Genomic DNA, 13,378 nt, shown 5'->3' on the forward strand with positions numbered 1-13,378 from the left:
ACGCAACGCAACGCAACGCAACGCAACGCAACGCAACGCAACGCAACGCAACGCAACGCAACGCAACGCAACGCAACGCAACGCCTTTCTTATGCTTTAACTAAAAGTTCCTTCGCGTGTGTATATACTTTTTCTGCATATATACAACATTTCATAACTTATTTTTTACAACATAATACAAATTTGCTAACAATATATAGCAAACAGACCGATTATGGGCATATGGCTCGTAATCGGTTTTTTGCATTTTTGTGTAAATTGGGAAAATAGAAATTTTAACTATAAAACTTTAATACGATGACAGACAAAAATTTAGCCAGTGTAGTTTTTACTGCCGAAGAATTACAAAAGTTAGATGAAGCCTTGCAAAACATTGAAAATGTGCTAAAAGGAAAAACATTTAACCTTACTCCTGATGAACGTAGACAGTACGGAAGCATTGCTGAGCAAAACAAACTTTTTGTAAATAAATGCAAAGAGTTTATGGAGCAATATCCTCAGTTTGTGCCTTCTTTTTTGGACAAGGAGGAATTTGACCGCGATTATCAAGCTCGTCAGCAAATTGAAACTCGCCTTATTCGTCTTAAAACTATTACAGAACAACTTTCGGATACCAAAGTATTGCTCGATAATGACAATTATTTCAATTCGATAACCTTTTACCGAAACGTAAAATTTTTAAGCGGACAAAACGTTCCAGGTATTAAAACCCTATATGAGCAACTGAAGCAATTTTTTAAAGGAGGACGGAAGAAAGCAGATGTATAAAATTCCCTCTTTAAGGAGGTAGGGAGATATAAAAAAATCAAATAAGAGCCATTAAATAGGCTTTAAAAGTACATTAAATACCTATTGTTAAGGTATTGAATATCCTTTATTAACATATTTGATAGGTTTTCAAATAGTATTAAATACATTGTTTTAGGGTATAAAATACATTTCCGAAGGGTATTTTATACATTTTTGAGAAGTATTTTTACGGGTTGAAAACCTATTTAATGCTTTAAGGCAATGAATAATCGTTTATTGAAAAATTATTATTTGTTCATTGAAAAAAGGCGTAGCCCGAAAAGCCTGTAATAGAGTAGGGAAAAATTTTAATGATTAAATTTTAAGGAATGAGGTATTTTAAAATCAGTGTGTGGTGGTATTTAATAGCTGCTGCTTTTGTAGGTTGGTATATTTATGATGACAACGTAGGGTCAGTTTCTTTTTGGCTTGCTGTGGGGGCGGTTTGTTTGTTGCTACTTGTGTTAGTGGACAGAGCAATTGATATATTAAAACGTGAATCTAAACTAAAAAAGTTGAGAAAAGATTTAGATAATATAAGCGATAAATCGATAGCATATAGTCAATTGAAGGATTTTGTTTTCCTGTCGTATGATATAAAAAAGGAAACAGAATTTGTTAGAGAGAAACTAAAAGAAATTATTAATTTAACTTGGATTGGAAAGGAAGATTTTAAAAAAATTTCTGACGTAATATGGTGGTATCATAATGATGAGACTTTTTTAGATGTTTATGATTTAATCGTCTTAAAATGTGATGAAGAAGTTGAGGCTGTTTATTATGGGAATTATGAATATGTTTATAACTTAATTCGTAATTTGATTTATCATCTGAAAGACAAACATCCTCATATTGATTCTAAAATTAGGGAATTAAATCAAAAGTTGGAACGGAAAATAGCCCCCATAATAAAGGAGTATAATGAAAACTATCCTTATGGAGACAAACCGTGTTATGCAAAATTTGAAGTAGATATGCTCAATAAACGCACCAGAGGAGGAGCTGTTTACTATGATGAGCAAAATGCAATAGGTACAACTCTTTATGTTTTTGACGATATTATAGAAATTCATAACAATCAAGGAATAAAGCAGATGAGCATTAATAATATTGTAAAAATTGAAGAATCTTATAGAGATGTTCCCGTACTTATTTTTCCATCAAAAGGAGGTACAATAAATTTAGCTTTTTCCTCCGCAGAAGAATGGTACTTTATAAAATTAATGAATATGTTAAAAAGCAAGTAGTTACAATGCTACAATAAATCAGTTAATAATTAAATTTATAGTAAAATGTCAAAAATGATTCATTATGGAAGCGAAATGCTTCGTATCAACGAGGAAAAAGGAAGAATTGAATATTCTACCAATGACGGCAGAACTTGGAGTTCTCGCTACACGGGGTCTTCTGCGGGAGAATTTTTAGATTTGTGTCCGTATGGCGATGAACTTTTGGCGGTAACCTCCAAAGGAATTTACTATTCTACAAATGGAGGCAGAACTTGGAGTTCTCGTTACACGGGGTCTTCTGCGGGTGAAATCGAATCATTAAAAGATAATGGTTCGGAATTGTTGGCAACTACAAGCAAAGGGTTGTATTACTCTAAAAATGCGGGTAGAACGTGGAGTAAACGAAGCTGAACAAACAATAAAAGTAGTGGATAAATTTATCTACTACTTTTGCCAAATAACATTTTACAAATCAAAATAAAAAGGATAAATATATGAACAATAAAAATTTGTGGATATACGGAATTATTGCATTCAGTATCTTATTTTTAGGAGGAGCTATTTTATTCAAAATTTTCGAAATGGAATCGCTGCCTTCGCAATTTTATGGGGCGTTAATCGGGGTGGTAATTACAGCAATTATCACGGTATTTTTGCTACAAGGGCAAACCGCTAACGAAGAAAAGAGAGAACGTAACCTAAAAGTTTTTGAGAAAAAGCAAGAGGTTTATCACGATTTTTTAGAGAAATTGAAAGGTATTATTCAAGATGGAGAAATCACTCTTTCAAACTCTGAAAGCAATATTGACGAGCTTAAAGATTTAATTTTTCAGCTTGGATATATTCAAATGCACACCTCGCCAGAGAATACCGACAAGATTTTTGAGCGTGTGTCCAAACTCATTCAATTGATGAACGATTTTAGCACAGATAAACACAAACAAAGCAAATTGCCCAAATTCTACTCTCAACTTTGTGAAGAAGTCTTCGGAATTATTTCTATTCTAAAAAGCGATTTGTACACCAGCGAAGCTACATCAATTAGCGTAAATAGAATTGAGGAACTCTTGCGTGAGTGCGATTTATTTATTGAAAATGAAAGTTTTGATAAATATGAACTACAAAATTATTTTTGGAACGAATTGCAAAAACAATTCAAAAATAAAGGATATGAAATTACTCCAAAAGACTTTACTCAAGATGTAAATGAATTTTATGCAAGAGCCAGAAACCGTCATCGTTGGTTTGGTTTTTGGTTTCCAGTTTATACCACTAAAGAAGGGAAAACGCTTAATTTCTGCGTAGAGCTGGAAAATTCTTATTACTACGGATTTATTAAATCGCAACCTAACGAAAAAAACGAAGTTATTTTAGATGTCGTTCAACAGACCTCTACCAATTTTAAAGAAACTGCCAATTGGTTTGGCTACAAACTCGCTGACCGTAACAATTTGGATTTTTGGAAACTCAACTCATCTGAGTTTGAACGTTTAAAACACCCACGCAAAAGGGAAGAACTCATTGCGGAGATTGCCAACGAAATGGATATGTACATTACTAAATTTCAGCAAATAGCAAAACAAAATAATGTGTGATGAAATCATTTGTTGCCATTGATTTTGAAACAGCTAATCAGCACCGAAGTAGCGTATGTAGTATGGGGTTGGTTTTTGTAGAAAACGCCCAAATTGTAGGTGAATTTTACCAACTGATAAAACCAATCCCCAATTTTTACTGCCAATGGGCGACCGATATTCACGGCATTCATTATTGGGATACGCTGCAATCGGCTGAGTTTCCCGAAGTTTGGGAAAGGATTGCCAATCGGATAAAAAACTTGCCTTTCGTTGCACATAATAGTAGTTTTGATGAAAGCTGCTTGAGAGCAGTTTTGTCAGCTTATCAACTTCCCGTTCATCAAAATCCGTTTTTTTGTACGTATCGAGAAGCAAAAAAGCTTTTTCCTGAACTTCCAAATCATCAGTTACATACCGTTTCAAGTTATTTAGGATTCGAACTTAATAATCATCATAACGCATTGGCAGATGCACAAGCTTGTGCTTACATCGCTACGAAAATGTTTAATAATTAAAATAATGGAAAATAAGAAAAATTATTGGTGTTACCGAATTGACACAAGACACATTTCTTTCTTTAAAGAAGAATTAGAACAGGGCAGGTTACGACAAGGTTGGGGTTATGACCAAAACCAAGACCTTCGCCACCCCGAACGTATTGATGTCGGTACTAAACGGAATTTACCGATGTTTCAGCGTGTAAAAAAAGGAGATATTTTATTGGTGCCTCAACTTCCGAGTTGGGGAGAGGTTGCCGTGGTTGAAGCCACTGCTGATTGGGACACTGGATATGACTTCCAGATTTCTGACCAATACGGCGATTATGGACATATTTTCCCTGCTCAACTTATCAAATCTTTTTCAAGGCATAGTTCAAATGTTTCGGGAAATATCCGCTCTACACTTAAAAATCCGTCTCGTTTTTGGAATATCAACCACTATAAGGAAGATGTGGAGAAAATTATTACTACTGATGATGAAAAATTAAAACAAACGCAAACCTATCAAGACCGATTTGAATCTTCAGTAGTAGCGGTGTTTAACCAAACCGAATTTAGCAATCAGTTATACCAAAAACTTAACGAGCAATTTACGCGTGAAGAATGGGAATATGCCTTAGTTTATGGATTAAAAGAATTATTCCCTTTTTATGAAATAGATCGTATCGGTGGAAGGTCAGAGGCACAACACGGCACGGATATTTTAGTTAAATTACCAAGTCTTACCTCTCAATATCAGTATGCAATAGCAATTCAGGTAAAAGATTATTCAGGAGGTGTAGGAACACAGGTAATCGCTCAAATTGACAAAGCCAATGAGTTAAATAATGAAAATTTAAAATTGATTGATAAAATTGTAATTGTTACCAAAGCAGAAAAAGAACTTAACGCAAAGTTATTGGAAAATAGCCAAGATATAAAATTCATTTTTGCAGAAGATTTGAGAGAAATCCTAACAGAAATTGGGAAAAAAATCATCGGAAAATCCAATACATAAGGGTATATTAACATAAAAGCCGAAAGTATTACACTTTCGGCTTTTTTATCACTTTTTTTAGAGGAAATCTTACAATTATTTAAACTCTTTTTCGTAGCGTTTACGATCGTTTTCGTTTAAGTAGATTTTACGCAAACGTAATGATTTTGGCGTAACTTCCACGTATTCATTCGTGCAGTACGTACTTGGAATGAGCGTTCCACCCATGATGATGGCGAATTTGGTTGATGAGATTTATAGACAAAGGAAAAATATATTTGAAAATGAATGAAATAAAGAGAATAGTTGTACAAAGTAGCAGAAAGGGAAAATTGGTTATCAAACGAATTTCCAAAGAAAAAGCATCTCCTTATTTTTGGAAGATGCTCTTCTAAGGAAAAATTATTCAGAAGAGGCTGTCCTTTTCGGATAGCCTTTTCTTATTTTTCTTGTTTTTATGAGATTATTTAGTTATTCCTTCCAAATCCAGCATAAATGCGTATTCTTTGGCTGTTTCTTTCAGAGCTTCAAAACGACCAGAGGCCCCGCCGTGTCCTGCATCCATATTCGTGTCGAGGAACAGCAAATTATTATTGGTTTTCATCTGACGTAATTTAGCCACCCATTTAGCCGGTTCCCAATATTGTACTTGCGAATCGTGCAATCCTGTAGAAACATACATATTAGGGTAATTTTGTGCTTTTACTTGGTCATAAGGCGAATAAGAAAGCATATAATCATAATACTCTTTTTCATTCGGATTTCCCCACTCATCATATTCTCCTGTCGTTAAAGGGATTGTATCATCAAGCATCGTGGTTATCACATCAACAAACGGAACTGCTGCAATCACACCATTGTAAAGCTCTGGAGCCATATTTACCACAGCTCCCATCAATAAACCTCCTGCAGAACCTCCTTCGGCATACAAATGCTCGTTTGAAGTGTATTTTTCAGCTATCAAGTGTTTAGAACAATCAACAAAATCGGTAAATGTATTCTTTTTGTGTAACATTTTACCATTTTCATACCATTTTCTGCCCAAATATTGCCCTCCACGAATGTGAGCAATCACATAAATGAAACCTCTATCAAGCAAACTCAATCGAGAAGAGGAAAAATACGGACTTACTGTATGTCCATACGAACCATAAGCGTACAACAACAACGGATTTTTGCCGTCTTTTTTCATTCCCTTACGATAAACCATCGACATCGGAATTTTTGTTCCATCTTGTGCCGTTGCCCAAATTCGTTCTTCTACGTAGTTATTTTTGTCGAAATTTCCACCCAAAACTTGTTGCTCTTTTAGCACCGTTTTTGCTTTGGTAACCATATTAAAGTCAATCACCGAAGCAGGTGTTGCCATCGACTGATATCCGTAACGCAATACATCTGTATCAAAATCAACATTTTGTGTAGTATATGCCGTATAAGTTTCACTTTCGAAAGGCAGATAATACGACTGCCCATCATTCCAAGGACGGATTTCAATTCTATTTAAACCATTGAACGTTTCTTCCACCACTAAGAAATTCTTGAAAATTTCGATTCCTTCCAAAAACACGTCCTCACGATGCGGAATAAGTTCTTTCCAATTCTCGGCAGAAGTCGCATTTTCAGCGGTTTTCATCAACTTGAAGTTCGTTGCATTGTCCTTATTGGTAACGATGTAGAAAGCATCGCCATAGTGTGAAATATCATACTCCAAACCTCGTGTACGTTTCTGAAATACTTTAAAATCGCCCGTAGGATTGTCCGCTTTTAGGATTTGATATTCCGATGTAAGCGTACTTCCTGAACCGATAACGATGTATTTTCTTGATTTTTCACGATATACATACGTGTAGAAAGTATCGTCTTTTTCGTGGAAAACAAGTACGTCTTTTTTGGTATCCGTACCCAATTCGTGACGATAAATTTTATCGGAACGAAGCGTTTGTGGGTCTTTTTGGGTATAAAATAGCGTTTTATTATCACTTGCCCAAGCCGCTGAACCTGTGGTGTTTTGAATTTTTTCAGAAAGAATTTCACCCGTTTCTAAGTTTTTGATTTGCAACACGTATTGGCGACGAGAAACGGTATCCACACCAAAAACAGCCCATTTATTATCATCACTTACAGAAATTCCCGCAAGTTGGAAATAAGCGTGTCCTTTTGCCATTTCGTTACAGTCGAACATAATTTCTTCGGGAGCGTCCAAAGTTCCTTTTTTACGTGCATAAATCGGGTAATCTTTTCCAGTTTCATAGCGAGTAATGTACCAATATCCATTTCGGAAATACGGTACGGACGAATCATCTTCTTTAATTCGGGATTTCATTTCCTCGAAAAGCGAGTTTTGAAAATCTTTAGTGTGAGCCGTCATTTTTTGGTAATACTCATTTTCGGCGTTCAGATAGTCAATAACTTCTTGGTTTTCACGTTGATTCAACCAAAAATAATCATCAATACGCACATCACCAAATTTTTCCAATTTATGAGGAACTTTCTTCGCCACAGGTGGCTGAATATCTGGATATTCTGTCTTTTTCATCGTTTCGGTATTATTTTTACAAGAAGTTGCAAAAATAAGCGAAACGGCAACAATAGCGAATTTTTTTTGATTTATTTTTTTTGTCATAATATGAAAAAAAATTGATTAATAATTCCACAAAGATATAAAAAATATTGAAAAAAAGTTTTTCTGTAATTCTATTATAAGCGTAAGTCATACAAAAAAATCATGAAGACTAGTTTTAGGTAAAATCTGTTTTATTTTGATTAAATGAATCATAATTTGTTTTTCTGTCGTATCTTTGTCGAGCATTCCAAACAGGAAATTTGCATTAAAATATATAATGGAATGTAATTCAACTGTTTGAAACTTTATAATAACATAAGACACACCAAATAAAAGAATATGAAATTAAAATTATCAAAACCTATTTGTTTTTTTGATTTAGAAACCACAGGAACAGATATTACCAAAGATCGTATCGTAGAGATTTCTATTTTAAAAGTTTTTCCAAACGGGAATAAAGAAAGTAAAACCTGGTTGGTAAATCCGACAGTGCCTATTCCAAAAGAAGCAAGTGATATCCATGGAATTACCGATGAGAGAGTTGCTAATGAACCTACTTTCAAAGAGTTAGCGAAAACAATCCACAACATGATTAAAGATTCTGATTTAGCCGGATTTAATTCAGATCGATTCGATATTCCTCTTCTGGCAGAAGAAATGTTACGTGCCGAAATAGATTTTGATTTAGGAAACCGCGTTACAGTCGATGTACAAACCATTTTTCACAAAATGGAACAACGAACCTTGAGTGCCGCCTATAAGTTTTACTGTGATAAAATTTTAGATGATGCCCACTCAGCAGAAGCCGATACTAATGCTACATACGAGATTTTCAAATCCCAACTTGAACGATATGATGATTTGGGAACCGATATTAAAAAAATCAGTGAATTTACAACACGTAAGCAAAGTGTTGATTTTGCAGGTTTTATCGTGATGAACGATAAAAATGAAGAAATTTTTTCATTTGGAAAACACAAAGGGCGACGTGTGGAAGATATTTTAGCCGAAGAACCTGGCTATTTCGGATGGATTCTAAATGCTGATTTTCCTTTATACACTAAAAAAGTACTGACAGCCATTAAGTTACGTAAATTTAATTCATAGGATGAAACGATTTTTCATAGGTATGCTCACTGCGGTAATACTTCTTTTAGGATTGAAATACATTTTCGATAAAAAAGAAGAAAAGGCAGTTTTGGAAGCCGACACAGCATTAATTCAGACCCAAATTGCGAATGTCAGCAAACTTATCGTTACTGAAGGTCATTTTTCAGAGGTAATTTCATATACAGATAGTCAGAAATATTTTTTAGATTTATTTTCATTCGACAAAAAAATACTAATTGTAGTCAATGCTGATGTAACAGTAGCATATGATCTTACAAAAATTACTTACGACATCGATGAAGTAAATAAGATAGTGAATATCAAATATATTCCTGAAGAGGAAATAAAAATATATCCAAATTTAAAATATTACGACATAAGTCAAAGTCAAGTAAATCCTTTTAATGCAGATGATGTAAACAAAATTCAGAAAAAAATACAAACTGAATTAGAGAAAAAAGTAGCAAATTCAACGCTGAAAAGCAACGCGAAAAACCGATTAATATCCGAACTATCAAACATTATTTTCTTGACACGCTCGGTTGGTTGGACGGTAGTTTATAACGATAAGCCCATTGAAAACACAACAGATTTACGAATACTTGAAAACAATTAAATATACATAAAATTATGAAAATCATTTGTGTAGGTAAAAACTATATTGACCATATTAAAGAATTTGACGGAAAACATCCCGAATCAATAGTATTGTTTATGAAACCCGACACGGCGATTCATAACACCGAATTACCCTATTATATTCCTGAGTTCACCTCTAATTTGCATCACGAAGTAGAGTTGGTATTGAAAATTAATCAGAATGGTAAATTTATTTCCGAAAAATTCGCTCACAAGTACTATGATGAAATTGGTTTGGGGATTGATTTTACGGCTCGAGACATACAATCATCTCTAAAAAAGGACGGACTATCCTGGGAAAAAGCCAAATCTTTTGACGGTTCTGCTATTATAGGAGATTTTATACAAAAATCAACATTAGACTTGACTAATATTTCATTTCGATTAGAGAAAAACGGACAAACGGTACAACAGGGTAGTTCAAATCAAATGCTATGGAACTTTGACCAAATAGTTTCCGAATGTTCAAAGTATTTCACGCTACGCAAAGGGGATTTGATTTTTACGGGAACCCCTGCTAACGTAGGACAAGTACTTGCAAACGATATTTTAGAAGGTTTTTTGGGTGATAAAAAGATGTTTTCTTTTGCTATAAAGGGATGATTCGAGAACGATTTTACATGCGTTTGAAACGGTTATGAGTCCACAGATAGTATTCAGGTTGTGAATAAATCTGTTGGTTGAGACGTTCAAAAAACATATCTGTAATTTGATAATCAGGCATTTCGATCGGATTTTCGGAAAGAACTTCAAAAGTAGTCCGATAGTACCCTCGTTTTATTTTCTCAATGTTAGCGAATACGACTACCGTATTTAACTGTTTACTAATGCGTTCCGCTCCTGTAAAGACTGGTACCCGTAATCCTAAAAACGGACGACGATAGCTTTTGGAACTGTTAGGAACCTGGTCAGCAGCAAATCCGTAACAGCAAATAAGCCCTTCGTCTTTATGTCGTTTCATTTCCGCAGAAGCCTTGTAACGCGACATCAAAAAACTTTTATGTTTCATGCGGATTTTCTGGATTAGTTTATCGAAGTACTTGTTGCTCAACGGACTATAAAGCGCATATGACGTATGTTTTAAAGAATACGCCAACGACAACAACCACTCGTAACTCGCATAATGTCCACATATGAAAATAATGCTTCGATTTTCAGTTTCGTATTTTTTGAGAATTTCCAGATTGGAATAAATCATCCGTTTTTTCATCTCTTTTTCCGACATTCCGTAAGATTTTACCATTTCTAAAAATATATCACAGAAATGCTTGTAGAATTTTTTTTCTATGGATAATCGTTCCGATTCGCTCTTAAAAGGAAAGGCAATGGATAAATTCTTACGAACTACTTTAACTCTGAATTTCAGAATTTTATATATAACAATGTAAAAAAAATCAGACAAAACGTACAATAATCGGAATGGCAAAACAGAGACTAACCATATTAAGGGAAATGCCAAAATAAATATCAATAAATTCATCAGATGTGGAAATTTCCGCAAATATAGTTATATTTGACCGAAAAAATCAAAATCAATATGCGAGATTTACATTTAATCACTCTTATTATCATAGGAGCAAACGCCCTCTTCTCAATGCAAGGGTTTAAGAACTATACTCTTTTTGAAAAATACAAATTCAATGTCCGTGATGTTCAACGAGGAGAATATGTTCGGATGTTTTCCAGTGGATTCCTACATGCCGATTGGCAACATTTGATTTTCAATATGCTAACACTTTTTTTCTTTGCCAATGTAGTTATTTACAATGTGGGAGTATCGTCATTTGTGATAACATATCTTCTCGCGCTACTCTTGGGTAATATTTTTACTTTGTATTTTCATAAAAATGAACCTTATTACTCTGCCGTTGGTGCCAGTGGAGCGGTTACGGGAATTTTGTATGCCTCCATCTTGTTTGCTCCCAATATGTTGATTTTTGTGTTTTTCATCCCAATGCCTGCCTATATTTTTGGAATTGGGTATTTGCTTTATTCCATCTATGGTATGAAAACAAGGTCAGGAAACATCGGTCATTCGGCTCATTTTGGAGGCGCTGTTGGTGGATTACTTTATGCATTAATACTCAAACCTCATTTGATTACAACTCAACCTCTATTGATTATAGGTATGTTAGTGCCTATAGTCTTATTATTGGTGTTTAGAAAACGATTGATGTAGCAAATACAATCCGTATCAAAATGGAATATTTCTTACGTGAAACAAATAATTTGAAACATACAAATATGAAATCATTTTTGCTAATATTATTTTTTATTCCTTTGACTATGATAGCACAATCTGTTCCAAGCGTAACCGTTGTGGGTGAAGGTTTTGTGACTGTATCTCCTGATATTGTATACATATCTTTAAACGTTGAAAATGAAGGAGATAATGTAAAACATCTAAAAAAAGTAAACGAAGAAGCCGTAGCCAAAGTTCTACACACTTTAGCCGATGAATTACCCAAATCTAACTTCCAAACTAGTCATGTATCCTTGAGAAAACATTATAATTATGAGAAGCATATAAATAAATATTACATCTCCCAAGGCATAAATATTAAATTGGAAGATATTTCTAAGTACGAATGGTTGATGGAATGTTTATTTGAAGCAGGAGTTAATGAAATAAACAGCGTAACGTTTGATGTTAAAGATAGAGAAAAATTCATACGTGAAGCACAATCATTAGCAATTTACAATGCACGTCAAAAAGCGTTATTTTATGCCGTTAGTTTAGAACAAAACATTGGTAAAGCGTTGTTTATAAGCGAATTGAATTCCAATGCACCGCGTTTTGAAAACGTTGCTATGTTTGCAAAAAACGATGTCATGAACAGTACAATAGCTGTTGGTGTCATTGAAATTAGAGCTAATGTCAATATTTCATTTGAATTACTGAAAGAGTAATTTTTTGTCTTTTATATTTCCCTGATTCACACGTATATAAAATGTTAAAATTTTATTGTTTTGTTGTACCATATTTTTTATTACTTTTGCAAACTTGAAAAAAAGCGTTTAGTAGCAGTGTATAGAAACATTAACTATTCACTTACCCCTAATTAAATATAACACAGATGAAAGCAGGAATTGTAGGATTACCAAACGTAGGCAAATCTACCTTATTTAATTGTTTATCAAATGCAAAAGCACAGAGTGCAAATTTTCCATTTTGCACCATCGAACCTAACTTAGGTGTGGTGAATGTTCCCGACCCACGTTTGCAGAAATTGGAAGAACTCGTAAATCCTGAGCGTGTGCAACCCGCTACAGTTGAAATTGTAGATATTGCAGGGTTAGTGAAAGGAGCTAGTAAGGGCGAGGGCTTAGGAAATCAGTTTTTAGGAAATATTCGTGAGTGTAATGCTATCATTCACGTGTTGCGTTGCTTTGAGAACGACAACATCGTTCACGTAGATGGAAGTGTAAATCCAATCCGCGATAAAGGCACCATTGATGTAGAGCTACAACTCAAAGATTTAGAAACTGTAGAAAAACGCCTTGATAAAGTAAACCGAGCCGCTAAAGCCGGTGACAAAAAAGCTGCCAAAGAACAAGAATTGTTGAATCGTATCAAAACAACATTAGAATCTGGAAATTCAGCTCGTGCTGTACAGGTATCTGATGATGAACGAGAATTGATGGATTCGTTTCAGCTTTTGACTGCCAAACCAATACTATACGTATGTAATGTAGATGAAGCCTCTGCTAAATCTGGAAATGCATATGTGGAACAGGTTCGTGATGCTATTAAAAACGAAAATGCAGAAGTAATCGTATTAGCAGTGGCTACTGAAGCTGATATCACAGAGCTAGAAAGTTATGAAGAGCGTCAAATGTTTTTGGAAGATTTAGGATTGGACGAACCAGGAGCGTCAAAACTTATCCGTGCAGCATACAAATTACTAAATTTACAAACCTATTTCACGGCAGGAGTGAAAGAAGTAAGAGCCTGGACTATCCATAAAGGGGATACTGCTCCACAGGCAGCGGGG

General features: G+C 34.5%; 15 protein-coding genes. 12 read left to right on the forward strand and 3 right to left on the reverse strand.

The window, feature by feature from the left end; translation table 11 throughout:
* Positions 1 to 297 precede the first annotated feature (297 nt).
* The 6 genes from CCAND38_RS09580 (at position 298) to CCAND38_RS09605 (ending at position 5,092) form a co-directional block, all read left to right on the forward strand.
* Positions 298 to 768: a hypothetical protein gene (locus CCAND38_RS09580; protein ID WP_042345058.1), complete on the forward strand. Its 471-nt coding sequence runs from the start codon at positions 298 to 300 to the stop codon at positions 766 to 768.
* 350 nt (positions 769 to 1,118) lie between these two features.
* Positions 1,119 to 2,036 carry a hypothetical protein gene (locus tag CCAND38_RS09585; RefSeq protein WP_042345059.1) on the forward strand — a complete coding sequence of 306 codons (918 nt, stop codon included), beginning with the start codon at positions 1,119 to 1,121 and terminating at the stop codon, positions 2,034 to 2,036.
* Between the two features lie 45 nt (positions 2,037 to 2,081).
* The gene (locus tag CCAND38_RS09590; protein ID WP_042345061.1) at positions 2,082 to 2,429 is read left to right on the forward strand and encodes a WD40/YVTN/BNR-like repeat-containing protein; all 348 of its coding nucleotides are present in this window, start codon (positions 2,082 to 2,084) and stop codon (positions 2,427 to 2,429) included.
* An 83-nt stretch (positions 2,430 to 2,512) separates the two neighbouring features.
* Entirely contained in the window at positions 2,513 to 3,613 is a 1,101-nt protein-coding gene (locus tag CCAND38_RS09595) for a hypothetical protein (protein WP_042345062.1), read from the forward strand.
* Positions 3,613 to 4,110 carry a 3'-5' exonuclease gene (locus tag CCAND38_RS09600; RefSeq protein ID WP_042345063.1) on the forward strand — a complete coding sequence of 166 codons (498 nt, stop codon included), beginning with the start codon at positions 3,613 to 3,615 and terminating at the stop codon, positions 4,108 to 4,110. The genes CCAND38_RS09595 and CCAND38_RS09600 overlap by 1 nt, the downstream gene beginning before the upstream one ends.
* Before the next feature lie 4 nt (positions 4,111 to 4,114).
* The gene (locus CCAND38_RS09605; RefSeq protein WP_042345064.1) at positions 4,115 to 5,092 is read left to right on the forward strand and encodes a hypothetical protein; all 978 of its coding nucleotides are present in this window, start codon (positions 4,115 to 4,117) and stop codon (positions 5,090 to 5,092) included.
* A gap of 75 nt (positions 5,093 to 5,167) precedes the next feature.
* Here CCAND38_RS09605 and CCAND38_RS12150 read toward each other — a convergent pair whose 3' ends face one another.
* Positions 5,168 to 5,299, reverse strand: a complete 132-nt coding sequence (locus tag CCAND38_RS12150; protein ID WP_255318320.1) for a hypothetical protein — start codon at positions 5,297 to 5,299, stop codon at positions 5,168 to 5,170.
* A gap of 235 nt (positions 5,300 to 5,534) precedes the next feature.
* The gene (locus CCAND38_RS09610; RefSeq protein ID WP_042345065.1) at positions 5,535 to 7,694 is read right to left on the reverse strand and encodes a S9 family peptidase; all 2,160 of its coding nucleotides are present in this window, start codon (positions 7,692 to 7,694) and stop codon (positions 5,535 to 5,537) included.
* 279 nt (positions 7,695 to 7,973) lie between these two features.
* Between CCAND38_RS09610 and CCAND38_RS09615 the strand changes: the two genes are divergently transcribed.
* Genes CCAND38_RS09615 through CCAND38_RS09625 form a run of 3 tightly spaced genes read left to right on the forward strand, consistent with a single transcriptional unit; the run spans position 7,974 to position 9,986 of the window.
* The gene (locus CCAND38_RS09615; protein ID WP_042009481.1) at positions 7,974 to 8,741 is read left to right on the forward strand and encodes a 3'-5' exonuclease; all 768 of its coding nucleotides are present in this window, start codon (positions 7,974 to 7,976) and stop codon (positions 8,739 to 8,741) included.
* 1 nt (position 8,742) lies between these two features.
* Positions 8,743 to 9,360 (forward strand): DUF4230 domain-containing protein, encoded by a 618-nt coding sequence (locus CCAND38_RS09620; RefSeq protein WP_042345066.1) that lies wholly within the window; start codon positions 8,743 to 8,745, stop codon positions 9,358 to 9,360.
* A 14-nt stretch (positions 9,361 to 9,374) separates the two neighbouring features.
* Complete coding sequence (locus CCAND38_RS09625; protein WP_042009477.1) at positions 9,375 to 9,986, forward strand: fumarylacetoacetate hydrolase family protein; 612 nt, start codon at positions 9,375 to 9,377, stop codon at positions 9,984 to 9,986.
* Positions 9,987 to 9,999: 13 nt separating this feature from the next.
* Here CCAND38_RS09625 and CCAND38_RS09630 read toward each other — a convergent pair whose 3' ends face one another.
* Positions 10,000 to 10,863 carry a lysophospholipid acyltransferase family protein gene (locus CCAND38_RS09630; RefSeq protein WP_042009476.1) on the reverse strand — a complete coding sequence of 288 codons (864 nt, stop codon included), beginning with the start codon at positions 10,861 to 10,863 and terminating at the stop codon, positions 10,000 to 10,002.
* Between the two features lie 57 nt (positions 10,864 to 10,920).
* On the opposite strand from CCAND38_RS09630, the gene CCAND38_RS09635 reads away from it, so the two are divergent.
* The 3 genes from CCAND38_RS09635 to ychF all read left to right on the forward strand — a co-directional run.
* The gene (locus CCAND38_RS09635) at positions 10,921 to 11,562 is read left to right on the forward strand and encodes a rhomboid family intramembrane serine protease (protein WP_042345067.1); all 642 of its coding nucleotides are present in this window, start codon (positions 10,921 to 10,923) and stop codon (positions 11,560 to 11,562) included.
* 107 nt (positions 11,563 to 11,669) lie between these two features.
* Positions 11,670 to 12,293, forward strand: a complete 624-nt coding sequence (locus CCAND38_RS09640) for an SIMPL domain-containing protein (protein WP_231550026.1) — start codon at positions 11,670 to 11,672, stop codon at positions 12,291 to 12,293.
* Between the two features lie 167 nt (positions 12,294 to 12,460).
* Positions 12,461 to 13,378 (forward strand): redox-regulated ATPase YchF (gene ychF / locus CCAND38_RS09645; RefSeq protein WP_042345068.1); only part of this gene is annotated, 918 nt, incomplete at its 3' end.

Origin of the sequence: Capnocytophaga canis, from assembly GCF_000827555.1 — a bacterium.
GTDB lineage: Bacteria > Bacteroidota > Bacteroidia > Flavobacteriales > Flavobacteriaceae > Capnocytophaga > Capnocytophaga canis.